Source organism: Silvimonas sp. JCM 19000 (genome assembly GCF_054652575.1).
Genome location: NZ_BAAIHC010000004.1, coordinates 204,274 through 228,362, shown reverse-complemented (window position 1 = coordinate 228,362; position 24,089 = coordinate 204,274). Strand labels below are relative to the sequence as shown.

22 protein-coding genes are annotated in these 24,089 nt (G+C 60.1%); 11 read left to right on the top strand and 11 right to left on the bottom strand.

Going from position 1 to position 24,089, the window contains the following annotated elements; all coding sequences use genetic code 11:
* Nucleotides 1-55 precede the first annotated feature (55 nt).
* Nucleotides 56-934, bottom strand: coding sequence for an NAD(P)-dependent oxidoreductase (locus tag ACYQ1A_RS06105; RefSeq protein ID WP_499361018.1), 879 nt, complete (start codon nucleotides 932-934; stop codon nucleotides 56-58).
* Nucleotides 931-2,034, bottom strand: a complete 1,104-nt coding sequence (locus ACYQ1A_RS06100) for an NADH:flavin oxidoreductase/NADH oxidase (RefSeq protein ID WP_062223280.1) — start codon at nucleotides 2,032-2,034, stop codon at nucleotides 931-933. Before ACYQ1A_RS06100 ends, ACYQ1A_RS06105 begins: the two co-directional genes overlap by 4 nt.
* 198 nt (nucleotides 2,035-2,232) lie before the next feature.
* Between ACYQ1A_RS06100 and rquA the strand changes: the two genes are divergently transcribed.
* From rquA to rarD, 4 genes are all read left to right on the top strand, one after another.
* Nucleotides 2,233-2,985, top strand: a complete 753-nt coding sequence (gene rquA / locus ACYQ1A_RS06095) for a rhodoquinone biosynthesis methyltransferase RquA (RefSeq protein WP_499361015.1) — start codon at nucleotides 2,233-2,235, stop codon at nucleotides 2,983-2,985.
* 304 nt (nucleotides 2,986-3,289) lie between these two features.
* The gene (locus ACYQ1A_RS06090; protein ID WP_499361014.1) at nucleotides 3,290-5,191 is read left to right on the top strand and encodes a DEAD/DEAH box helicase; all 1,902 of its coding nucleotides are present in this window, start codon (nucleotides 3,290-3,292) and stop codon (nucleotides 5,189-5,191) included.
* A gap of 111 nt (nucleotides 5,192-5,302) precedes the next feature.
* Nucleotides 5,303-5,794 (top strand): SRPBCC family protein, encoded by a 492-nt coding sequence (locus tag ACYQ1A_RS06085; RefSeq protein ID WP_499361012.1) that lies wholly within the window; start codon nucleotides 5,303-5,305, stop codon nucleotides 5,792-5,794.
* Between the two features lie 119 nt (nucleotides 5,795-5,913).
* A complete protein-coding gene (rarD, locus tag ACYQ1A_RS06080; RefSeq protein WP_062222966.1) occupies nucleotides 5,914-6,798 on the top strand; it encodes an EamA family transporter RarD in 885 nt (294 codons plus the stop codon).
* A gap of 38 nt (nucleotides 6,799-6,836) precedes the next feature.
* Here the strand turns inward: rarD and hisC are convergent, their stop codons facing one another.
* From hisC to gyrA, 7 genes are all read right to left on the bottom strand, one after another.
* Nucleotides 6,837-7,937, bottom strand: coding sequence for a histidinol-phosphate transaminase (hisC, locus tag ACYQ1A_RS06075; RefSeq protein WP_499361010.1), 1,101 nt, complete (start codon nucleotides 7,935-7,937; stop codon nucleotides 6,837-6,839).
* Nucleotides 7,938-7,992: 55 nt separating this feature from the next.
* The gene (locus ACYQ1A_RS06070; protein ID WP_499361008.1) at nucleotides 7,993-8,580 is read right to left on the bottom strand and encodes an LOG family protein; all 588 of its coding nucleotides are present in this window, start codon (nucleotides 8,578-8,580) and stop codon (nucleotides 7,993-7,995) included.
* 18 nt (nucleotides 8,581-8,598) lie between these two features.
* The gene (gene pheA, locus ACYQ1A_RS06065) at nucleotides 8,599-9,672 is read right to left on the bottom strand and encodes a prephenate dehydratase (protein ID WP_499361088.1); all 1,074 of its coding nucleotides are present in this window, start codon (nucleotides 9,670-9,672) and stop codon (nucleotides 8,599-8,601) included.
* Nucleotides 9,673-9,715: 43 nt separating this feature from the next.
* Complete coding sequence (gene serC / locus ACYQ1A_RS06060; protein ID WP_499361006.1) at nucleotides 9,716-10,810, bottom strand: 3-phosphoserine/phosphohydroxythreonine transaminase; 1,095 nt, start codon at nucleotides 10,808-10,810, stop codon at nucleotides 9,716-9,718.
* A 73-nt stretch (nucleotides 10,811-10,883) separates the two neighbouring features.
* Nucleotides 10,884-11,306, bottom strand: a complete 423-nt coding sequence (locus ACYQ1A_RS06055) for a PaaI family thioesterase (RefSeq protein ID WP_499361004.1) — start codon at nucleotides 11,304-11,306, stop codon at nucleotides 10,884-10,886.
* Complete coding sequence (locus ACYQ1A_RS06050) at nucleotides 11,303-11,770, bottom strand: PaaI family thioesterase (protein ID WP_499361003.1); 468 nt, start codon at nucleotides 11,768-11,770, stop codon at nucleotides 11,303-11,305. The genes ACYQ1A_RS06055 and ACYQ1A_RS06050 overlap by 4 nt, the downstream gene beginning before the upstream one ends.
* A 21-nt stretch (nucleotides 11,771-11,791) precedes the next feature.
* A complete protein-coding gene (gyrA, locus tag ACYQ1A_RS06045; protein WP_499361002.1) occupies nucleotides 11,792-14,473 on the bottom strand; it encodes a DNA gyrase subunit A in 2,682 nt (893 codons plus the stop codon).
* Between the two features lie 303 nt (nucleotides 14,474-14,776).
* Here gyrA and ACYQ1A_RS06040 point away from each other — a divergent pair, with 303 nt between their 5' ends.
* The 7 genes from ACYQ1A_RS06040 to ACYQ1A_RS06010 all read left to right on the top strand — a co-directional run bounded on the left by ACYQ1A_RS06040 (nucleotide 14,777) and on the right by ACYQ1A_RS06010 (nucleotide 21,566).
* Complete coding sequence (locus tag ACYQ1A_RS06040) at nucleotides 14,777-15,475, top strand: OmpA family protein (protein ID WP_499361001.1); 699 nt, start codon at nucleotides 14,777-14,779, stop codon at nucleotides 15,473-15,475.
* Nucleotides 15,476-15,583: 108 nt separating this feature from the next.
* Nucleotides 15,584-16,198 (top strand): outer membrane lipoprotein periplasmic chaperone LolA, encoded by a 615-nt coding sequence (gene lolA / locus ACYQ1A_RS06035; protein ID WP_499361000.1) that lies wholly within the window; start codon nucleotides 15,584-15,586, stop codon nucleotides 16,196-16,198.
* Nucleotides 16,182-17,501, top strand: a complete 1,320-nt coding sequence (locus ACYQ1A_RS06030) for a replication-associated recombination protein A (RefSeq protein ID WP_499360998.1) — start codon at nucleotides 16,182-16,184, stop codon at nucleotides 17,499-17,501. Before lolA ends, ACYQ1A_RS06030 begins: the two co-directional genes overlap by 17 nt.
* Nucleotides 17,502-17,599: 98 nt before the next feature.
* On the top strand, nucleotides 17,600-18,886 hold the full coding sequence (gene serS / locus ACYQ1A_RS06025) for a serine--tRNA ligase (protein WP_499360996.1): 1,287 nt from the start codon (nucleotides 17,600-17,602) through the stop codon (nucleotides 18,884-18,886).
* 183 nt (nucleotides 18,887-19,069) lie between these two features.
* Complete coding sequence (locus ACYQ1A_RS06020; RefSeq protein WP_499360994.1) at nucleotides 19,070-19,498, top strand: NfeD family protein; 429 nt, start codon at nucleotides 19,070-19,072, stop codon at nucleotides 19,496-19,498.
* A gap of 113 nt (nucleotides 19,499-19,611) precedes the next feature.
* Nucleotides 19,612-20,550, top strand: a complete 939-nt coding sequence (locus tag ACYQ1A_RS06015; RefSeq protein WP_499360992.1) for an SPFH domain-containing protein — start codon at nucleotides 19,612-19,614, stop codon at nucleotides 20,548-20,550.
* Nucleotides 20,551-20,633: 83 nt separating this feature from the next.
* A complete protein-coding gene (locus ACYQ1A_RS06010; RefSeq protein WP_499360991.1) occupies nucleotides 20,634-21,566 on the top strand; it encodes a DHH family phosphoesterase in 933 nt (310 codons plus the stop codon).
* 207 nt (nucleotides 21,567-21,773) lie between these two features.
* Here ACYQ1A_RS06010 and ACYQ1A_RS06005 read toward each other — a convergent pair whose 3' ends face one another.
* Both ACYQ1A_RS06005 and phnX read right to left on the bottom strand, forming a co-directional pair.
* Nucleotides 21,774-23,219, bottom strand: a complete 1,446-nt coding sequence (locus ACYQ1A_RS06005; protein WP_499361087.1) for an FAD-dependent oxidoreductase — start codon at nucleotides 23,217-23,219, stop codon at nucleotides 21,774-21,776.
* A 2-nt stretch (nucleotides 23,220-23,221) separates the two neighbouring features.
* Nucleotides 23,222-24,061: a phosphonoacetaldehyde hydrolase gene (gene phnX / locus ACYQ1A_RS06000; protein ID WP_499360990.1), complete on the bottom strand. Its 840-nt coding sequence runs from the start codon at nucleotides 24,059-24,061 to the stop codon at nucleotides 23,222-23,224.
* Nucleotides 24,062-24,089 lie beyond the last annotated feature (28 nt).

The following is a 24,089-nucleotide window of genomic DNA, read 5'->3' as shown; positions in this document are numbered from 1 at the left end:
ACTGCGGTAAAAAAGGGCGGCCCAGGCCGCCCTTTTTGGCATTACCACGCTGCGCTCACAGACCGGCGTTGGTCGCCGCGACGCTGGCGATAGCCGACCAATCGGCATCGCCCAGACCCAGGGCCTGCGCCTGCACAAACTTGTCGCGCACCACACTGGCAAACGGCAGCGGCACATTGAGCGCCTCGGCCGCTTGCAGCACCAGCCGGTTGTCTTTGGCACCGAGCGGCAAAGCAAACGCGGCCGGATGATATTGGCCTTGCGCAATCAGATTGCCGTAGGTGTGATAAACCGGCGCGTTGAACAAAGTGCTGGTCAGCACCTCGATCAGCGTGGCGGGCTCCACCCCGGCTTTGCGGGCCAGGGCAGCGCCCTCGCCCAGCCCCTCGATCACGGCACTGATCAAGAAGTTGCCGATCAGTTTGATCAAGGCCGCTTGTTGCGGCTGCGTGCCTATCTCGAACAGTTTCTGGCCTACGGCTTCCAGCGCCGGACGCACTTTTTCGATGGCGGCGGCCGCACCTGCGGCAACCACAGTGAGCTTGCCGGCCGCGGCCACATCGGGGCGACCAAATACCGGCGCCGCCACCAGCGTGACCCCTGCGGCTTCGTGGCTGAGCGCCAACTGCTCCACCAAGGCCGAGCTGACCGTGCTCATCGACACATGCACGGCGCCGGCCGCTAAACCTGCCAGCAAGCCCTGCTCACCCTGGGTTACACCCAAAAGCGCAGCATCGTCGGCCACCATGGTAAACACCGCTTCGGCCCCGATCGCCGCTTCACGCGGGGTGGCGGCCCAGTGCGCGCCCTGCTGCAACAAGGCCTCGGCCTTGGCGGCGCTGCGGTTGTGCACCGTCACATCGTGGCCAGCCTTGAGCAGATTGGCCGCGATGCCCGCGCCCATTTGCCCCAATCCAATAAATGCCAGCTTCATGCGTCGGCTCCCAACGGTTTGCGTGCCACTGCGCCTTTGGGCGCCGCGCGCAGATATTGCTCCGGCCAGTGCGGCGTCTGGTGCAGCGCGGTGGCCGCGTGCAGCGGCCAGTACGGATCGCGCAGCGATTCCCGCGCAATCAACACCAGATCAGCCTGGCCATTGCGCACAAGCTGATCGGCTTGCATCGGATCGGTAATCATGCCGACGGCGCCGGTAGGTACCTCAACTTCTTTGCGCACGCGTTCGGCAAACGGCACCTGGTAGCCCGCGCCAACCGGAATTCTGGGCGCTGGCACCGAGCCACCGCTCGACACATCAATCAGGTCGGCACCGGCTTCTTTCAGCCAGCGCGATACGGTGACGGTCTCATCCACGGTCCAGCCACCCTCTTCCCAATCGGTGGCCGATAAACGTACAAACAAAGGCAATTCAGCGGGCCATGCAGCGCGCGCGGCTTTGGTCACCGCCAGCAACAAGCGCGCCCGGTTCTCCAGGCTGCCGCCGTATTGGTCAGTACGCTGATTGGAAAGCGGCGACAGGAATTGATGCAGCAGATAACCATGGGCGGCGTGGATTTCGATCACGTCAAAACCGGCGGCCAGCGCACGTTGCGTGGCGGCGACGAAATCTGCCACCACTTTATCGATACCCGCCTGATCCAGTGCCTGCGGCTGCGGATATTCTGGCGAGAACGGTACCGCCGACGGCGCCACCACATCCCAACCGCCCTGTGCTTTGCTGACCGCGCCATTGCCGGCCCACGGGGCGTAAGTGCTGGCTTTGCGGCCGGCATGTGCCAGTTGCACCCCGGCCGCGCTACCTTGCTGATGCATAAAATCAACGATGCGCTTGAGCGCGGCGGTCTGGGTATCGTTCCACAGCCCCAGATCAGCGGGACTGATGCGTGCTTCCGGGCTGACTGCGGTCGCTTCCAGGATCACCAGGCCAGCACCGCCGACGGCACGGCTGCCAAGGTGGACCAGATGCCAGTCGGTGGCGACACCGTCGACGGCCGAGTATTCGCACATGGGCGAGATGACCACGCGGTTTGGAAAGGTCACGCCGCGTAATTGAAATGGGGCAAACAGATGAGACATCGGGCAGGTACTCCGCAATCAGTTGATAAGCACAACCTGGCGCCGCCGGTTTAGACCGATCGGTCGCGTCATCCTGGCAGATGGAGCCGCCGCGCGCACGCACAAGTGTTTTTGTGATCAGAATTTGGTGCAGCGCAATATCAGACCATTCGCAAACTGCCATGCTGTGGTCTTTCTTTGTAGAGGCTATGCCCCATCATGACTACACCTCCGCGACCAGAAACGCTTGTCGACACGCTGCCCACCACGCCACGGCCCGACCTTGAACCCGATCATCATGGCGTGCCCGATTACATGCTCGAAGTGTATGACTGGGCCTATGTCAATTCTCGCAATGTGCGTTGGCTGGACCGCAATCTGGTGGTGCGCACCTTGTTGTTTGCGCAAGACCAACGCCTGATGCGCGCCTATCTGGAGCGTATCCGCCCCTGCGCGCGGGTGTGGCAAGTGGCGCATGTGTACGGTGATCTGGTACAGCGGGCGGCGCGCCGGGTTGAGGCGACGGGCGCGTTCCACCTGACCGACGTGACGCCCGCGCAGGTACGCCATGCGCGCGCCAAGCTTGAAGGCATGCCTTGGGCCAAAGTGTGGCAATACGACGCAGCGCAGTTTGCTGGCGTGGGCCAGTACGATCTGATCTGCAGTTTCTTTTTGCTGCACGAAGTGCCGGAAGACAAAAAATCCGCCGTGGTCAATCGTATGCTGGAGCAACTGGCGCCAGGCGCTGAGGCGGTGTTTGTCGATTACCACAAACCGGCATGGTGGCATCCGGTTGGTTGGTTGCTACGCGGCGTCAATGCATGGCTGGAGCCGTTTGCCTATGCCTTGTGGCAGCGCGAAATCTACAGCTACGCCCACGCGCCGCAGTTATTCCACTGGCACAAACGCACCTTTTTTGGCGGCGTTTATCAATGCGTTGTCGCCACCCGGTTGCCTGAAAACGGCGCGTGATGTCATCGCGCTGACAGGTGTTTCCGGCAAAACACTCGACGGGGGGGATGGCATGCGTATAATGTGCCCGGCGTGGTCGCAAACTGGCGCCGTACCCCTCAGGCAGCCAATACCGGGTGTGCAACCAGCATGCAGGTTTTCTGATAGCGCAAACTGTCGACGCCGGCAGTTGCCTTAAAGCCAAATAAACCGAACCACGCTGAGCGTACCAGTCGTCGCCGTTCTCACCTGACAATTCTCTGTATCCGCTCTGGACTGGGCCGCGCACGCGGCGTGGGCCGATACACGCTCTGGAGTTATTTGCATGACCTTTTCCGCTTTAGGACTCGCGGATGAACTCGTTCGCGCCGTAACCGAACTGGGTTACACCGAACCGACCCCCATTCAAGCCCAAGCGATCCCGGCCGTTCTTGCCGGAGACGACATCATGGCCGGTGCGCAAACCGGCACCGGCAAAACCGCCGGCTTTACCCTGCCCATTCTGCAATTACTTAGCGCCAATCCGATTACGGTCAAACGCGGCGAAAAAGCCCCGATCCGTGCGCTGGTGCTGACCCCCACCCGTGAACTCGCCGCGCAAGTTGAAGAAAGCGTGCGCGATTACGGCAAATACACCGAACACAAATCGCACTGCATTTTTGGCGGTGTGAGCATCAATCCACAGATCAAGGCGCTCAAGGGCCGCGTGGATATTCTGGTTGCCACGCCCGGCCGCTTGCTCGACCACGCCCAGCAAGGCACGGTCGATCTGTCGACGGTAGAAATCCTGGTACTGGATGAAGCCGACCGCATGCTGGACATGGGCTTTATCCACGACATTAAAAAAGTGCTGGCCCTGCTGCCGAAAAAACGCCAGAACCTGTTGTTCTCGGCCACTTATTCGGACGAAATCAAGCAACTGGCCGACACCCTGCTGAACCAGCCCGTGCTGATCGAAGTGGCACGTCGCAATGCGACGGTTGAAGCCATTACGCAAAAAGTGGTGCTGGTTGATCGCGAAAAGAAACGCCAGTTGCTGGCGCATCTGATCAAGCAGAACAACTGGTTCCAGGTGCTGGTATTCACGCGCACCAAACACGGTGCCAACCGGCTAGCGGAACAACTCAGCAAAGAAGAAATTCCCGCTCTTGCCATCCACGGTAACAAGAGCCAGTCGGCCCGTACCCGTGCGCTGAGCGAGTTCAAATCCGGCACGCTGCAAGTGCTGGTGGCAACCGACATCGCCGCCCGTGGCATCGACATCGAAGAACTGCCGCACGTGATCAACTTTGAGCTGCCCATGGTGGCTGAAGACTACGTTCACCGTATCGGCCGTACCGGCCGTGCCGGTGCCGAAGGCGAAGCGCTGTCGCTGGTATGCATAGACGAAATGCGACTGTTGTCGGATATCGAAAAGCTGACCAAACGCAGCCTGACGCGCGAAATTGTGCCGGGCTTCGAGCCGGATCCGAATGCCAAGGCGGAGCCGATTGAACAAGGCCGCCGTGGTCGCCAGCAACAGGGCCAGGGCCGTGGTCAAGGCCGTGGCGATCAGCAAGCGCGCAGCGGTGGTGCCGGTCGTGGCCAACGCGGTCAGGCACCGCGCCGTGATCGTGCCGAAGCCGGTGCGGATAGCGACAGCGCAGTCGTGGGCGAAGAAGGCCAACAGCCGCGGCGCCCACGTCAACCGCGCGCTGAAGGTCAGCCGCGTGGCGAAGGCCGCAGCAACGGTCAGCAACGGCAAGGCCGTGGCGCCAAAACGGGCGATGGGCAACCGCGCCAGGCGCGCAGCGAAGACGGTCAGGCGCGGGCACCGCGCGGCGAAGGCCGTGCCGATGGCCAGGCGCGCGCACCGCGTGGTGAAGGCCGCGCTGAGGGTCAACCGCGTGCACCGCGTGGCGAAGGCCAGGCCCGTGGCGACGGGCAGCCGCGTCAAGGTCGCAACGGTGGTCAGGGTGGCCAGGGCCGCGCGCAAGGTCAGGCCGCTGGCAATGGTCAGGCGCGCCAGGGCCGTGCAGGTCAGGGCAGTGGCACCGGTCAACCGCGCAGTAATGCCGGTGGCGCCCGCGGTGGCAATGGCAATGGCAACGGTAATGCCGCACCCAAGGTGGACGCCTCGCTGCGTGAAGCCATCCGGCGTGGCGATGCCCAGCCGCTGAGCAACGAAAACACCCCGGTGTCGACGTGGTTTGACCAGCCGCGCCGTACCCACGGCCGTCATCGTTAAGCCGATGTGTTCGCTAAAAACGGGGCCGTTACGGCCCTGTTTTTGTTTGCCGGATTGGGTTAGCGGGTTTTGCCCCGATCTAGTCAGCCATGTTGAACAGGAGTCACCGCTTTGATCTTTGAACATCTGGTCGAAATCAACGACCCCAACAACCCGATGCTGACCACGTTAACGCCTGCGCAAGTCTGGCGCGGCCTGATGTGGCGCGCTGAAAAGCCGCAAGATTTTCAGGAAGACATCAGCGAACTGGAAATCATGGAACGCGGTGATGATTTTCTGGTGCGCGAATTTGCCCTCGGCAAGCTCAATATCCGCGATCACATCGAATGGGATACGGGCCGCGAAATCATTTATGACACGCAGCCCAATGATCAGCATAACGGCGGCGTGCTCACCATGCGGCTGGAGCAACCCGAGCCCTTGCATTTGTTTGTGCGTTTTATCTACCGCACCAGCCTGCCCGAAACCGCCACGCCGGGCTCGGAAGCGGCCGAAGACGCCTACTACGCGTCCTATGTAAAGTCGGCTTATCAAGAAGCCGACATAGACACGGTGCGCCGTATCCGTGAACTGGCTGCGGCTGGCTTGCTCGGCGCAGATTAAGCCCCCACGCCCAACGTATCGCGTAATGCGCATGGCCCCCGCCTGGCATTACGCAGACTTTGCACAGATCAGGCCGCCAGGTATCATCGGCGGCCTTGTTCTTTTCCCGGTATCCAGCCATGCAATCTGGCGTTGCCTTTGCCGCCCTCGCCTATCTGCTGTGGGGCCTGCTGCCGCTCTATCTCAAAGCCTTGCAAGGCGTATCGCCCGCTGAAGTATTGATGTGCCGCATCGCGTGGTCGCTGGTCTTCCTCGGCATCGTACTGGCCCTACGCAAGCAGTGGTCATGGCTGAAACCGGCGCTGGCGCAACCGGGCTTGATGCCGCGCATTGCCTGCACCGCGCTGTTTCTCTCGGCCAACTGGTTTATCTACATCTGGGCAGTCGCCAATAACCGCGTTATCGACGCGAGCCTCGGTTATTTCATTACGCCGCTGGTGAATGTTTTGTTGGGGGTGCTGGTATTGCGCGAACGCCTGCGGGCGGGGCAATGGCTGGCGGTGGCGATTGCGGCGGCAGGCGTGTTCTGGCTGACCTGGCAGGCGGGCACGCTGCCGTGGATTTCGCTGGGCCTGGCCTGCACCTTTGGCATTTATGGCTTGCTGCGCAAAACCAATCCGGTAGGCGCACTGGAAGGGCTGACCCTGGAAACACTGGTGCTGTTTCCGTTTGCCTTGATCTGGCTGGCCGTGCTGGCCGTGCAGGGCCATAGCATGATGCTCAATGCGCCGCTCAGCCTGCAGGCCTTGTTGGTGCTGGCGGGCCCGGTTACGGCCATCCCGCTGCTGCTGTTTGCCCTCGGCGCCAAGCGCATCCCGCTCAGTACACTGGGCTTGTTGCAATACCTTGCGCCGACCGTGCAGTTTATCCTCGGCACGCTGCTCTGGCATGAGCCGTTTGATGAGCAACGTTTCTTTGGCTTCGCCATCATCTGGATCGCGCTTGCCGTGTACACCTTCGACAACCTGCGCCAGGCGCAAAGAAATCGGGCCGCGACCGCATAAAGCAGTGACGGCCCGTACTCTGTTTGCTGGCGGCGGGTTCAGTCGCCCAGCGCTTGCTCCAGCGCAGCAATAAAGCGTGCGTTTTCTTCCGGCAATCCAATCGATACCCGCAGGCTGTCCGGCAAACCGTAGCCCGCAATCGGACGCACGATCACGCCTTTGTTCAGCAGAAACTGGTTCAGTGCCGCCGCGTCGCCGCAATGGAAAGTCACGAAGTTGCCATAGCTCGGGATAAACGCCAGGCCGAGTCGCACAAAAGCCTCGGTCAGTTGTTTCATCCCGGCCTCGTTCACGCGGCGCGATTGCTCCAGAAACTCCACATCATCCAGCGCTGCGCAGGCTGCCGCTTGCGCCAGGCTATTGACGTTAAACGGCTGGCGCACACGGTTGAGAATGTCGGCGACTTCCGGGCTGGTCAGGGCAAAGCCCACGCGCAAACCGGCGAGGCCGTATGCTTTGGAAAAAGTCCGCACCACCACCAGGTTGGGAAAGCGCTTGACCCAGGCCAGCGTGTCTGTGCGCTTTTCCGGCGGCAGAAATTCGGTATACGCCTCATCCAGCACCACGATGACGTTGGCCGGGCAGGCTTCCAGAAACTCGATCAAATCGCCCGGGCGCACATAGGTGCCGGTTGGATTGTTCGGGTTGGCAATCCACACCACCTTGGTATCCGGCGCAATCGCGGCCAGCATGGCGGGCAAGTCGTGACCATATTCAACTGCCTTCACCGCGATATGGCGCGCACCGGCCGCTTGCACCGCCAGCGGATAGCAGGCAAAGCTGTATTGCGAATAGACGGACGAATCCTGCGTGGTCAAAAATGCATGTGAGACCAGTTCGAGAATGTCATTGGAGCCGTTGCCCAGCACGATCTGATCAAGGCCAACGTTATATTTCTGCGCAATCCTGGCCTTCAGATCAAAACCGTTGCCATCCGGATAGCGCGCCAGCTCGGCCAAGGCTTGCTCGATCGCCGCATGCGCCTTCGGGCTCAGCCCCAGCGGGTTCTCATTGGACGCCAGCTTGACGATATCCGCCTCGGCAATGCCGGTTTCGCGCGCCAGTTCGCTAATGGGTTTACCGATTTGATAAGGCGCAATGGCGCGGATGTATTCAGGGGCAAGTTCACGCAGAGACATACGTTTTTCCAGTTCTGATTGCTATTGATTCATGCAGGCGGCTGCGCCGCACCGCTCAGGTCTTGTTGACCAGATCCGCCTTTTCCCAGCGCCCAGGCAGGGCTGGCGTGGCGGCCAGTTTGTCGAGGATGGCCGTCGGCGTATCGGCGAATTGCAGCTTGGAGAACTCACCGGCACGCACAAATCCCTCGCTGACCGTGGTGCCCAGAAACTGGCGCAGGCCGTCGTAGTATCCGGCGGTATTGAGGATGCCAACCGGTTTGCCATGCAGGCCGATTTGCGACCAGGTCAGGATCTCGAACAATTCGTCAAAAGTCCCGAAACCACCGGGCAATGCGATAAACGCATCCGCCAATTGCGCCATACGCGCTTTGCGCGTGTGCATCGAATCGACTTCGATCAGCTCGGTGCATTCGCGCAACGCCAGTTCGCGTTCGCTCATAAAACTCGGGATCACGCCCACCACCTTGCCGCCCGCGTGCAATGCGGCCAGCGCAACTTCGCCCATCAGGCCGACGCGGCCGCCGCCGTAAATCAGCGTCAAACCGCGTTGCGCCAACTGGATGCCGAGCGCATGTGCGGCTTCGGCGTATTGCGGCTTCTCTCCGTGGCGCGAACCACAAAAAACAACCACTGACTTCATAACGACTCCAACACGACTTCAGATCACCGCTTGGGGGTAAGAACCCAGCACTTTGACAAACGCAGCAACGCCGCGCAGTTCTTCCAGCGCGGCCATGACGTGCGGCTCGCTGGCGTGACCTTCGATGTCGACAAAAAATACGTATTCCCACAAACCGGTACGGCTGGGGCGCGATTCAAACTTGCTCATCGACACGCCATTACGGGCCAGCGGCTCGACCAGCGAATGCAGTGCACCGGGACGATTGGGTGCCGAGATCACCAGCGACGTGCGATCCTTGCCCGACGGCCCGGTCTGTTGCCGGCCCAGCACCAGAAAACGCGTGGTGTTATTGGGTTCGTCTTCGATATTCTCCGCCAGCCGTTGCAGCGAGAAACGCTCGGCAGCGGCATCACCGGCAATCGCGGCACTATTGGGTTCGCGCGACGCCAGCCGTGCGGCTTCGGCGTTGCTGGAGACCGAAATCCGCTCCACGCCCGCGGGCAGATTCTTGTTCAGCCATTCATGGCATTGCGCCAGGCTTTGCGCATGCGAATACACGCGCAAAATGCCCGCGACGCCGGGCTGGCTGCGCAGCAAATGGTGATGAATACGCAGCACCACCTCGCCACAGATATGCAGCGGCGAGGTCACCATCAAATCCAGCGTGCGGCCGACGGCACCCTCGGTCGAGTTTTCGACCGGCGCCACTACATAATCGGCCGAGCCGCTTTCCACCACGCGGAAAGCTTCATCAATCGAAGTACACGCTTGCGTGTGCGCGGCGTGGCCGAAATGCTTGATCGATGCCGCCTGGCTAAACGTGCCTTCCGGGCCCAGATAAGCAATGGTCAGCGGGCGCTCCAGCGCCAGACACGCCGACATCACTTCGCGAAACAGCTTGGCGGCAGTCTCGTCCGACAGCGGGCCCTGGTTGAGCTGCTTGATGCGTGCCAGCACCTGCGCTTCGCGCTCGGGCCGGTACACCACGCCACCGCCTTTGATTTCACCGATGGTGCGGGCGTGCTCGGCACGTTGGTTCAGCATTTTCAACATTTCGGCGTCGATCGCATCGATTGCGTCGCGATGCGCCTTCAGCAAGTCATCCGACATGCCTTCTCCAGTATTCATGTGTTATCAGGTCTGACTGGCGCGTTCAGTGCGAACGCGCGAATTCACGCATATATTCTGCCAGGGTTTTGACGCCCTCAAATGGCATGGCGTTGTAGATGGAGGCGCGCATACCGCCCACCGCGCGATGGCCCTTCAGTTGCAACAGACCGTGCGCTTGCGCACCTTCAAGGAAGGCCGCGTTGAGCGCGTCATCGTGCAGGAAGAACGGCACGTTCATGCGTGAACGGAATGGTTTTTCTACCGGGCAGCGATAGAACTCATTGGAGGCCGAAATCACTTCGTATAACAACGCCGCCTTCTCGATATTGCGCGCTTCCATCGCGGCCACGCCGCCATTCGACAACAGCCATTTAAACACCAGCCCGGCCACATAAATGCCGAAGGTGGGTGGGGTGTTATAGAGCGAATCGGCCGCCGCATGCACCTGGTAATCCAGCATGGTCGGCGTGCCCGGGCGCGCATGGCCCAGCAGGTCTTCGCGGATAATGGCCAGCGTCAGGCCCGACGGTCCGATGTTCTTTTGCGCACCCGCGTAGATCACGCCAAATTTGCTGATATCGAGCGGACGGCTCAGGATGTTGGACGACATGTCGCACACCAGCGGAATGTCTTTGCCCTCAAAGGTGCTGGCGGGCACAAACGGAAACTCGACGCCACCGATGGTTTCGTTGGAGCAGTAATGCAGATATGCCGCGCTGGCCGAACGCTTCCAGCTGGCTTCGTCCGGCACATAAGTGCTGCCACGATCTTCGTTGCTGGTGACCACATTGACATTGGCGTAACGGCGCGCTTCTTTGATGGCAATGCGCGACCAGTGCCCGGTATCGACGTAATCGGCCGTCGAACCCTCAGTCGACAGATTGAGTGGCACCATGCCGAAGTTAAAATGCGCGCCGCCTTGCAAAAACAACACGCGATAGTTGGCGGGTACATTCAGCAGCTTGCGCAGATCGGCTTCGGCCTCGTGGATGATCTGGGTAAATTCTTTACCGCGATGACTCATCTCCATGACACACATGCCGGAACCGTGCCAGTCGGTCAATTCGGCCTGCACGGTCTGCAGAACTTCACGCGGTAGTACCGCGGGGCCGGAGCTGAAGTTATAGATCTGGGACATGATCATCCTTGCTGGTTACGCAGTGGAAAACGCGGCCGCCGCAGCGGCGCACGATGTGTCGGGTGCGTGGCCCTCAGGCCAGCAGAAAGTGCGCACGGGCTTGCGCCACCGGCCGGGCCGCGTCTTCTTGCCACGCGGTCATCAGCACATTGGCGATGCGCTTGCCCTGGCGCACGATATCGCAGCGACAGTACAAATCTTGCGGCTTGCCGCTACGCAAATAATCGATCGAAAAGTCGATCACACGCGGAATGCCTTCGGCTTCTCGCGCCCACATCAAATGCAGTACGGCGGCGTTTTCGAGAAACCCGCCGATGACGCCGCCATGCAGCGCTGGCAACAAGGTGTTGCCGATATTGTGTTCGGCATACGGCAGAAAAAACATGGGCTGACCGGCTTCATCGCGCACCTGCATGCCTAATAAAGAGGCATACGGAATCGCGGCGATGGCGCAGACCAGGTCTTCTATGCTGTGTACCGGATGCAATGTACTCATGCGGCCGCCTTGCTTTTCGGGTCCATGCCGCGGGCAAACGTCGCCACGCTGTGGGCCACGGGCTTCTGAGGATCATCCTGATACGCCGTCGCCCGCGTGAACGCCACATTGTCGGTCAGGCGGTAGCATTCGGCCATGCAATACAGTGGCGCGTCCGGCCGGGCCGGGCGCAGATAGTCGATGCGCAGATCAAGCGTGGCCAGCGGTTCCGGCCCGCCCAGCAGGGTATAGATGGCTGTACCGCTGCAGGTATCGATCAGCGAAGTGACCACGCCACCGTGGATCACACGGGTATCGGGATTGCCGATCAGCTTGTCGCTGAACGGCAGCTCGAGCGTGGCACGACCGCGCTCGGCACTGGCAAAACGCATGCCGAGCGCACGGCAATGCGGCAACGCCATGAACCACTGCTGCAACTGCTCAAAAAACACCGGGTTTTCTACAGGCAACCAAAGGCTGTTCATGCGTGCCGCTCTCCGTGATTTTTATACTTCGTCTTGCGGGCCTTCGTCAGCATCCGATGCATCATCAGCGGCCGGTGCTGCCGGTGCGGCATCGTCAGCAGCCGCGGCGGTGCTGTCGCTACCACCCTCTTCGCCTTCGATCACTTCTTCGTCGTCGTCACCGGTTTCGACCACTTTTTCCAGGCCGGACAATGCTTCGCCCTCATCCAGGTTGATCAGGCGTACGCCTTGCGCGGCTCGACCGGTTTCGCGTATCTCGGCCACCTTGGTGCGGATCAGCACGCCGCCGGTGGTAATCAACATCACGTCATCGCTCTCGGTGACCAGGGTTGCCGCAACCAGTTTGCCGTTACGCTCGCCGGTATCGATGGCAATTACACCCTGCGTGCCACGGCTGGTCAGGCGATATTCGCCCACCGGCGTGCGCTTGCCGTAACCCTTCTCGGTTGCCGCCAACACCTGCTGTGCGTCATCGTTGGCAACCAGCAGCGATATCACTTTCTGGCCTTCGCCCAACATCATGCCGCGCACACCGCCGGCGTTACGGCCCATCGGGCGCACATCGGTTTCGGTAAAGCGCACCGACTTGCCGCCATCGGAGAACAACATGACCTGATCGTTGCCGGACGTCAGCGCCACACCGATCAGGTTGTTACCTTCGTCCAGATTGATGGCGATAATGCCGCGCTTCATCGGACGCGAGAAATCAGTCAGCGAGGTCTTCTTCACCGTGCCATCGGCCGTCGCCATAAAGACATACTGGTCTTCACGGAATTCCTTCACCGGCAGAATGGCGTTGATCTTCTCGCCATCTTCCAGCGGCAACAGATTATTGATCGGCTTGCCACGGCTGTTACGGCCGCCTTGCGGCACCTCATACACTTTCAGCCAGTAAACCCGACCGCGTGAGGAGAAGCTTAAGATGTAATCGTGGGTGTTCGCTACGAACAGATTGTCGATGAAATCGTCTTCTTTTGTCGCTGCCGCCTGCTTGCCACGGCCACCACGACGCTGCGCGCGATACTCCTCGGTGGAGGTCGCCTTCATATAGCCGCTGTGGGTCAGCGTCACCACCATGTCTTGCGGCGTGATCAGGTCTTCCAGACACAGATCTTCGGCGTGCGTAATGATTTCGGATTTGCGCGCGTCGCCAAAGTTGGCCTTCACTTCGACCAGTTCGTTTTCGATGATTTGCGTTACCCGGGCCGGCTTGGCCAGGATGTCGAGCAGATCAAGAATACGTTCCATCACTTCTTTATATTCAGCGACGATCTTGTCTTGTTCCAGACCGGTCAGGCGCTGCAGACGCAGCTCCAGAATTGCTTGCGCCTGAGCGTCGGACAGACGATAGCCCTCGGCAGTCATGCCGAATTCTTCGCCCAGACCATCCGGACGCGAGGCACCGATATCAGTGCGCGCCAGCATGTCTTCGACCAGGCTGGACCGCCACAAACGCTCCATCAGGCCGGTCTTGGCTTCGGCCGGGGTCGGCGCGGCCTTGATCAGCTCGATGATTTCGTCGACGTTGGACAGCGCAACGGCCAGGCCTTCCAGAATATGGCCACGCTCACGCGCCTTGCGCAGTTCAAACACGGTGCGCCGGGTAACCACTTCGCGCCGGTGTTTGAGGAAGCTTTCCAGCACTTGCTTGATATTCAACAAACGCGGCTGGCCATCGACCAGCGCCACCATATTGATACCGAAGCTGTCTTGCAGCTGGGTCTGCTTGTACAGATTGTTCAGTACCACCTCAGGCACTTCGCCGCGCTTGAGTTCGATTACCACGCGCATCCCCGACTTGTCGGATTCGTCGCGGATTTCGCTGATGCCCTCAATGGTCTTTTCGCGCACCAGTTCGCCAATACGCTCGAGCAGACGCGCCTTGTTCACCTGGTAGGGCAATTCATCCACGATGATGGCCTGGCGATCGGCACTGCGGGCGATGTCTTCAAAGTGGGTACGGGCGCGCATCACCACGCGGCCACGGCCGGTGCGATAGCCTTCGCGCACGCCATGCACGCCATAGATGATGCCGGCGGTGGGGAAGTCAGGCGCGGGAATGATGTCGATGATGTCGTCGACCGTGGTCTCAGGCTCGTGCAGCAGTTTGAGGCTGGCGTCGATGACTTCATTCAGGTTATGCGGCGGAATATTGGTGGCCATACCGACCGCAATACCCGACGAACCATTAATCAATAGATTAGGAACCCGGGTCGGCAATACGCTCGGCTCAAGTTCTTTTTCGTCATAGTTGGGCGTGAAATCGACGGTCTCTTTATCGATATCGGCTAAGAGTTCCGCTGACAACTTTTCCAGACGGCATTCGGTATATCGATATGCCGCGGCCATGTCACCATCAATCGAACCAAAGTTGCCTTGCCCGTCAATCAACGTGTAGCGCAGCGAGAAGTCCTGGGCCATACGCACCAGGGCTTCATACGCGGCGGAGTCACCGTGCGGGTGGTACTTACCCAGTACCTCACCGATGACGCGGGCGCATTTGACGTAAGGTCTGTTCCAGACGTTGTTGCTTTCATGCATCGCAAACAAGATGCGACGATGGACCGGTTTCAGGCCGTCACGCACATCAGGAAGGGCGCGGCCAACGATGACGCTCATGGCGTAATCAAGATAGGACCGGCGCATTTCCTCTTCGAGGCTGACGGGTAGGGTTTCTTTGGCAAAGCTAGGCTGTTCGGACATCTTCCTGGATTCGATCTGGCGTTGTGGCCCTTGCGGACCGGATCAGGTGGACAGCCTGCATAAGCAGGCCGTGACATGTGCGGGAGTTTAACATGTCGCGCCAGGTAGACCAATTTCAACGCGGAGGCGGCAAAAGTTCACAGTGTTTTTATTTGCCTGCGTTTAAGTTAAACCACTAAAATGCGCAAGGTGTTTGGAAAGAAGAACAACTTGACATCCAGGGTATGTTGGTTATACCCAATAACATCTGTACCACCATATAAATCATCTCAAACGAACGATATTCAACCAGGAGAAAAAACTATGCTGTCGCTCAAGCAAACGATGACGAGTCTCGCCGTAGTTGCGGCACTCGGTTTTTCCGCTTCCGCTTTCGCTGCAACTGATGCATACCTGACCAATAGCACCAACGTAAATGACGCCAACCCTGAAGGCGTTGTGAAGAATGGTATTGGCGAATGCTGGCAAACCGGCACGTGGTCCAAAGACAAAGCTGTGAAAGGTTGTGCAGGTTACGTTGAGCCTGTTGCTGCTCCGGCACCGGCTCCGGCCCCTGCCCCTGCTCCGGCACCGGCTCCGGTCCCTGTTACCGTGACCAAGCACTTCACGCTGAAGGCTGACGTGCTGTTCGAATTCAACAAGTCCACCCTGAAGCCTGAAGGCAAGGACGCGCTGGACAAGCTGTACGAACAAGTGAAAGACCTGGATCCGAAGGAAGGCAAAGCCGTTGTGGTTGGCTACACCGACCGTATCGGTAGCGAGAAGTACAACTTCGACCTGGGCTATCGTCGTGCCAAGTCCGTTGCTGACTACCTGGTGAGCAAGGGCGCACCGGCTGACAAGGTTGACGCTCAATCCAAGGGCAAGGCTGATCCGGTAACTGGCGATTCTTGCGCCAAGGTCAAGCCGCGTAAGAAACTGATCGAGTGTCTGGCTCCGGATCGTCGCGTTGAAATCGACGTGCAAGGCGTTCACGAAGTGACCCAGCCTGCCGCTCAGTAATCAGCGCTAGCAGCAAAAGCCCCGCCGATGGTGGGGCTTTTTCTTTTTGGAGAACGCATTCGTTGCAAGCCGGTCTTTGTTTACAGACTGTCACCAGAAGAACACTCAATGACTCGAATTCTGATTACCGCTAGCGCCCTGGTTTTTGCCGGCGTTGCTGCATTTGCCCAGGCCGATGCCAATGCTGACCTCAAACAGTTTCTGGCCAACACGCATTCGCTGCAGGCGCAGTTCAACCAGACCGTTACCGGCAAAGGCAAAGCGCAGAACAGCAGCGGCACGGTGGCGATTGCCATCCCGGGCAAGTTCCGCTGGGAGTATCAAAAGCCGTATCAACAAATGATCGTCGGCGACGGCCAACAAGTCTGGCTGTACGACCCGGACCTGAAACAAGCCACGGTCAAGGATATGGGCAACGCGCTGGAAAGCAGCCCCGCCGCCATTCTGGCGGGCGACACCGGCTGGGAAAAGAACTACACCCTGCGCACGCTGGCTGACAAAGACAATATGACCTGGCTGGAAGCCACGCCCAAGCGCGCGGACAGCAGCTTTGAAGTAGTGCGGCTCGGCTTTGCCAACGGCCAGATCGCGCAGATGGATCTGCTCGACAAATTTGGCCAGACCACGCAGATCCGCTTTAGCCAGATCACACGCAATCCCAAGCTGGACGCCAGCTTGTTCCACTTCACCCCCCCTAAAGACGCCGATGTCGTCCACCAATGATCTGTTTACGCCCGATATGCCGCACGAGCCTCTGGCCGAGCGGCTGCGGCCCGCTACGGTCGATGAGGTCGTAGGCCAACGCCATCTGTTGGCCGCGGGCAAGCCACTGGCGCTGGCCATCGCCTCGGGCGAAATGCATTCGATGATCCTGTGGGGGCCGCCAGGCGTAGGCAAGACCACGCTGGCCCGCTTGCTGGCGAATGCCTTCGATGCCGAATTTATCTCGCTCTCGGCCGTGTTCTCCGGGGTCAAAGACATCCGGGCCGCCATGGACGAGGCGCAAGGCAATCGCATGCGCGGCCGCGCCACGCTGCTGTTTGTGGACGAAGTGCACCGGTTTAACAAAGCACAGCAAGACGCCTTCTTGCCCTTTGTCGAATCCGGCCTGGTCACCTTTATTGGTGCGACCACAGAAAACCCCTCATTTGAGGTCAACGCTGCTTTGCTGTCGCGAGCCCAGGTCTACGTGCTGCAAGCCTTGGGCGACGACGACCTGCGTCAGTTGGCCACGCGCGCACTCGGCTGCTTTCCGCAACTGCAGGCCAGTGCCGATGCCATTAATGTCTGGGTCGGTTATGCCGATGGCGACGCGCGCCGCATGCTTAATCTGATTGAGCAAAGCGCCAATGCCGCCAATGCCAGCAAACGCACTGACATCGATGCGGCCTTTCTGCAAGACGCGCTGTCGCTGAATGCGCGCCGCTTCGATAAAGGCGGTGATGCCTTTTATGACCAGATTTCGGCGCTACACAAATCAGTACGCGGTTCCAATCCCGATGCAGCCTTGTACTGGCTGACACGGATGCTGGATGGCGGCGCTGATGCGCGCTATCTGGCACGCCGCCTGGTGCGCATGGCGTGGGAAGACATCGGACTGGCCGACCCGCGGGCGGCCCGCATTACGCTGGACGCGGCTGATACCTATGAGCGCCTTGGAAGCCCGGAAGGCGAACTGGCGCTGGCCCAGGCAGTGATCTACCTTGCGATCGCGCCCAAATCCAATGCCGGCTATATGGCGTACAACAACGCGCGCGCCTTGATCGGCAAGGACAAATCGCGGCCGGTACCCGAGCATTTGCGCAATGCGCCCACCAAACTGATGAAGCAACTGGGCTACGGCAAGCTCTATCGCTATGCGCACGATGAGCCCGATGCCTACGCCGCCGGTGAGACTTATTTGCCGGAAGGACTGGAAGGCACCCGACTGTATGAGCCGACGCCGCGCGGGCTGGAAGCAAAAATTGCCGAGAAGCTGCGCCATCTGGCCGAACTCGATGCCGCGTGGCGCGAGCAAAACGGGTAAAATCGCCCGACGCGCCCGCGCTAGCCGTCGGCGCGCTGCTCTTTGCCAGAGCAAATACCACCTCGATCAAACTCTTATTATTTAAACAGCGGCCAAACATGCTCGATATCAATCTGCTCCGCAACGACCTCGACCAGGTCGTCGCCCGCCTTGGCGCCCGTGGCTTTCAGTTCGACGCGGCGACCTTTACCGCGCTCGAATCCGAGCGCAAAACCCTGCAGACCCGCACGCAAGATCTGCAAGCCCAGCGCAACGCCAGTTCAAAGTCCATCGGCGCGGCCAAGCAACGCGGTGAAGATGTATCCGCCATCATGGCCCAGGTGGCCACGCTGGGTGATGAGCTCAAAGCCAACGAAACCGCGCTGGCCGCCCTGCAAGACAAGCTGAACGCCCTGTTGCTGTCCATTCCCAATCTGCCGCACCCGGATACGCCGGCCGGTAAGGATGACAAAGACAATGTGGAAGTGCGCCGCTGGGGCACGCCACGTACGTTTGAGTTTGAAGTAAAAGACCACGTTGACGTTGGCGGCCCGCTAGGTCTGGACTTTGAAGGCGGCGCGCGCCTGTCCGGGGCCCGGTTTACCTTGCTGCGTGGCCAGATTGCCCGGCTGCATCGGGCGCTGGCGCAGTTCATGATCGACACCCACACCACGCAGCATGGCTACACCGAAACTTACACCCCTTACATCGTCAATGCCGACGTTTTGTTTGGCACCGGCCAATTGCCGAAATTTGGCGAAGATATGTTCAAGGTGGAAAAAGGCGGTGATGAAAACAGCCCGGCACAATATCTGATTTCGACCTCCGAAATTACGCTGACTAATACTGTGCGCGATAGCATTGTTAAAGCTGAAGAATTGCCGATCAAATTAACCGCGCATTCGCCATGTTTCCGTTCCGAAGCAGGTTCTTATGGGCGTGATACGCGCGGCATGATCCGCCAACATCAATTTGATAAAGTTGAAATGGTGCGAATTGAACATCCGGATAATTCATATGCTGCTTTGGAAGAATTGGTCGGCCATGCCGAAGCAATTCTGCAAAAGCTGGAATTGCCTTATCGCGTGGTCAATTTGTGCACCGGCGATATGGGTTTTTCCGCGGCAAAAACCTATGACCTTGAAGTCTGGTTGCCCGCACAAAACACTTATCGCGAAATTTCCAGCTGCTCTAATTGCGAGGCCTTCCAGGCCCGCCGCATGCAAGCGCGTTTCCGCAACGAAAACGGCAAGCCAGAACTGCTGCACACGCTGAACGGCTCTGGCCTGGCGGTGGGTCGCACGCTGGTGGCAGTGCTGGAGAACTATCAGAACGCCGACGGCAGCGTGACCGTGCCGACGGCGCTGCGGCCGTATATGGGCGGGATTGAAAAACTGGCTGCGTAATTGGCACAGGCCAATTTGCATAAAAGGCGCCCGCGGGCGCCTTTTTATTTGGCGTTTAAATACCGCTGATGCTGCGGCGCAACAGTTTATCTGCCGCTTCTTTGCGCTAACCCCAGGCTTGATCTATATCTCCAGCACACAATAAGAACCCTGGTCATAAGGCCAGAACGAAGGACACTCTGTATGTCAGTTTTTATGATGTGGATGGTGGCCGCGCTGGTACTGGCGGGGCTGGAACTGCTAAGCGGTACCTTGTATCTGCTGGCGGTGGCCTGCGGCCTGGTCACCGGCGCTTTGGCCTCGCTGCTATGGTCGCCGCCGCTACAGATTATCTGCGCCGCGCTGGCGGCGGTGGTTGCGGTGGGTGCATTGCACCAGTGGCGCACCCGGCGCCAACATGGCCTGGTGCCCGCCCCCATGCCCAACCTTGATATCGGCCAGCGCGTCAGTATCGATAGCTGGACCGACCAGATCCACGCCCGCGTGCGCTATCGCGGCACCTTGTGGGATGCCGAAGCAAGCCGTGGCGCCGTGCCCGATGCCAATGCCTGGTATATCGTGGCGCAGCGCGGCAACTTGCTGTTGATCGATATCCTGCCGCCCCCGCGCTAGCCATTACCCCACCCTCACAACAATCAAACCGCACTCTGTGGTTACGCCCCACGCGCCGGTACGCCAGCGCGGGCTGGCACGCGCCACGCTCACATCAGCTTTTGAGGAACACCATGCCTTTTGCCATAGCCCTCTTTATCATTGCCGTGATTTTTGTGGCACGCACCTTTCGCGTTGTGCCGCAGCAAGAAGCCTGGATCGTGCAACGGATGGGCCGTTTTCATTCGGTGCTGCAGCCGGGCCTTAACCTGGTTATCCCTTTTGTGGATGCGGTGGCGTACAAGCACACGCTGAAGGAAATCCCGCTCGACGTGCCCAGCCAGGTCTGCATTACGCGCGATAACACGCAATTGACCGTCGACGGCATTCTGTATTTTCAGGTAACCGATCCCAAGCTGGCCTCGTATGGCTCGTCCAACTATGTGATGGCGATTTCGCAACTGGCGCAAACCACCTTGCGTTCGGTCATCGGCAAACTGGAACTCGACCGCACTTTTGAAGAGCGTGACGATATCAACCGCGCCGTAGTGCTGGCCCTGGACGAGGCTGCCACCAGCTGGGGCGTCAAGGTATTGCGTTATGAAATCAAAGACCTGACGCCGCCCAAAGAGATTCTGCATGCCATGCAGCAGCAGATTACGGCGGAGCGCGAAAAGCGCGGCCGCATCGCGCAGTCGGAAGGCGTACGCCAGGAGCAGATCAACCTGTCGGAAGGCCAGCGTACCGCCGCCATCCAGAAATCCGAGGGCGATATGCGTGCGCAGATCAACCAGTCCGAAGGTGAACGCCAGGCGCGCATCAACCGGGCACAAGGCGAAGCCGAAGCGCTGCGGCTGGTGGCGGCCGCCACGGCGGATGCGGTACGCGCGGTCGGGGATGCGGTACGCGCGCCGGGCGGTCTGGAGGCGATGAACCTCAAAGTGGCCGAACAATATATCGCCGCCTTTGCCAATATCGCCAAGCAAGGCAACACCATCTTGCTGCCCGCGAATGCGGGTGATGTAGCCAGTCTGGTGGCCACTGCCACCACCATCATCGGCAAGAAACCTTAAGGCTGCGGGCGGCGTCATAGCGTCTATATTGTGGAGTGCCTCGCCAGCCGGCGCGGCCCCACACTGGCGTAAAGGAGCTAGTCATGCCGCCCCGCCGCTATCGTTTGGTGACGCGCAGCGACTTTGATGGCCTGGTTTCGGCCGTGTTGCTGAAGGAACTCGACCTGATCGACGACATCCTGTTTGTCCATCCCAAAGACATGCAGGATGGTCGCGTCGATATCAATTCCAGCGACATCACCACCAACCTGCCCTATGTGGCCGACGCGCATCTGGTGTTTGATCATCACCAGTCCGAGACCGTGCGTAACCAGGGCGCACGCCCGAATCACATCATCGACCCCGAAGCGCCGTCGGCGGCACGCGTGGTGTATGACTATTACGGCGGCGCCGAGGCGTTTCCGCATATCAGCAGCGAGATGCTGCGCGCCGTTGACAAGGCCGATTCCGGCGAATTTACCCGCGAAGAAATCCTGCAGCCGCAGGGTTGGGTTTTGCTCAACTTCTTGATGGATGCACGCACGGGTCTTGGTCGCATCCGCAGCTTTCGCATTTCGAATTACGCGCTGATGATGGACTTGATCAGCTATTGCCGCGACCACAGCATCGAAGACATTCTGGCCTTGCCCGATGTGCAGGAACGCGTTGCGGTGTACCAGCAACATAGCCCGCTGGCGCTGGAGCAAATCCAGCGTTGCGCGCGGGTTTACGACAATTTGCTGGTGCTTGATTTACGCAATGAAGAAACGATCTACGTGACCAATCGCTTTACGGTGTATGCCCTGTTTCCACAGTGCAATATCTCGATCCACGTGTTGTGGGGCGTGCGGCAACAGAACACGGTGTTTGCCACCGGCAAGTCCATCATCAACCGCAGTTCGGCCACCCGGATAGGCGAGCTGATGCTGGATTACGGCGGCGGCGGTCACGAAGCGGCCGGTACTTGCCAGGTACCCAATGACAGCGCCGAGCAGATTTTGCGCGAGCTGATACTCAAAATAACCGCCGACGGCTGACCAGGCCCGGCCGCACAAAATCAATCCAGCCCCCATAGGGTGGGTCGAGACCCACCATACAAAGCCGCAGATCCGAACCCAAAAGGCTAGTCTGATTGACGCTCGGGTTGGCCAACCTGGCTTGGAACTCACTACCGCCAACCATTGCCGCACCAATCCGCGGCTTTGAATGGTGGGTCTTGACCCACCCTATGAGAGCTGGCTCGATCAAGCGCCGCGCTTGTCCGACTTGCCCGCCGCATTGGCCAGCCGCGCCAGCCAGCAATCGAGCTGGCTGGGGGCATGGCCGATATCTTCGGCAAATTCCTTGCGCCGGATGGCGTCGCGCACCAGCAGCGAACCCGCGTAGCGGATCGGCTCAGGCGGAAACTTGCCGCGCGGCCCGCGCACCAGGCCGCTGCGCGTCCAGTCGTTATCCAGCCCCAGCACCAGCGAGGCCAGAATTTGCCCGCCCATATAGCTCGGCGCCACGCCGTTGCCGGAATAACCAAAGCCATAAAAGATGCGCGGGTGTTCGTCGAGCCGTCCAAAAAACGGCAGCCCGGTGACCGAGCGATCCGATGGTCCATTCCACGACGCCGCAATCGGCACTTCACGCCAGGCCGGAAAGAAGTCGTGCAAGGCATCCTGCAAAGGGCTGGCATAGGCCGAGGGCTGATCAAATCCGGGCAGGATCTTGCCGCCCCAGGCAAAGGTATTGCCGCCTTTGCCCAGCATGATGCGGCCGTCCGGGGTGCTGCGGTAGTAGTAAACAAAGGTGCGCGAATCCAGCACGCTGGTGCCATGGGCCAGCCCGGTGCGCGCCAGCAGGCCGGGGCGCGGCTCGGTAATGATCATGTCGCTGGAGACCACGGCGATGCTGCGCGCAAACTGGCTGAACTGCGTCGCCATCCACGCGTTGAGTGCCAGCACCACCTGCCCGGCCGTCACGCTGCCCTGTTCGGTCAGCACCAGCGGCTGGTCGGCGGGCTTGAGCGTGCACATCGGCGTGTTTTCGTAAATGCGCACGCCCATCTGCCGTGCCACGCGGGCCAGCCCACGCACCAGCAAACCCGGCTGCACTGTGCCCGCAGCGGGTGAATACCAGCCCTCCAGATGCCGCGCCGAACCTGCGCGGCTCTGGATATCGGCGGCATTCCAGCGCTGCCAGCTGTTGCAGCCGCTGCTGGTCAGCCCGGCCATCAATTCATCCATGCTGCCCATCTGCGCCTGGTTGGTGGCGGTATACAAGGTGCCATCCACGCGCAGGTCGGCCTCGATGCCATGCGCTTTGCAGAAACCCGCGATGTCATGCACGGCTTGTTCCGAGGCCCGCACCAGCCGTGTGGCCTCGCGCTGGCCAAACAAACGTTGCAGCGTGAACAGCCGCGTCGACCAGCTCAGCATGCAACCGCCATTGCGGCCCGAAGCGCCCGCGCCGCACAGGTCGCGCTCAATGATGACGATATCGAGCTCGGGCCGTGCCAGTTTCAACTGCAATGCCGTCCACAAACCGGTAAAGCCGCCGCCGACGATACAGACATCGGCCGTCGTTGCGCCTTGCAAAGGCGCGGCGGGCGGCAGCGCTTCACGCGCTAACGCTTGCTCAAACCAGAACGGACGAAAAGCGGTGGTGGAGGCAGAAGCACTGAGTTCAGCGGGCGCGCTGGGCATGTTCACGGACGCTCTCCGCGGCTGCGACGCCAGGCGATGTCTTGCAGCACCGGCCACAAATCCGCCACGGTATCAATCACATAATGCGCACCGGCATCACGCAGCTTTTGTTCAGCAGGCGCGGTGCGCGCCAGTTGCTCGGCCGGGCTGAGCGCCTGCCACTGCTCAAACGTCAGGCCGACTTCGTTGCCGCTGGCCGACAAACCCACCGTCCACATGCCGGCGCGTATACCTTCTGCAATGCCAGGCACGGTATCGTCCACTTTGACGCAGGCAGCAACTTCATCGACGCCCAGTTCCAGCACACTGGCCAGCGCCATCCAAGGGCCGGGACGGCCACCGGCGGCCAGATCATCGGCGGCAATGGCGGTATCTGGCACGTAGCCGCGTTCTCGCGCCAGCGGCAGCAGGGCGTTCATCACCTGGCGTGGATAGCCGGAGCAAGAACCGATGCGCACACCGGCCGCGCGCAAGCGTTCCACCATCTCCAGTGCGCCGGGAATGGGCCACGAATAATGGCCGACCCGGGCAATCTGCAAGGGCATAAACGCCTGGTACAGCGCGTCGACATCCTCCGCGCACAGCGGGCGTCCAAAGCGTTTTTGCCAACGTGGGGCAATTGCCGGGTGCGCGGCCAGCGCCTCGATATGCTGCCACTTGCCCACACCCATCGGGCCGCGCGCTTCGTCCAGCGTCAGTTCGATATCAAAGCCGGCAAAGGCTTCGACCAGCACTTGCGTCGGCGCAAACGAGCCGAAATCGACGATGGTGCCAGCCCAGTCAAAAATGACCGCCTGCACCTGGCACGCGATGGACGCATTGGTTGGATGTGCAATATTCATGATGGCCTCAGGTTAAACCGCATATATG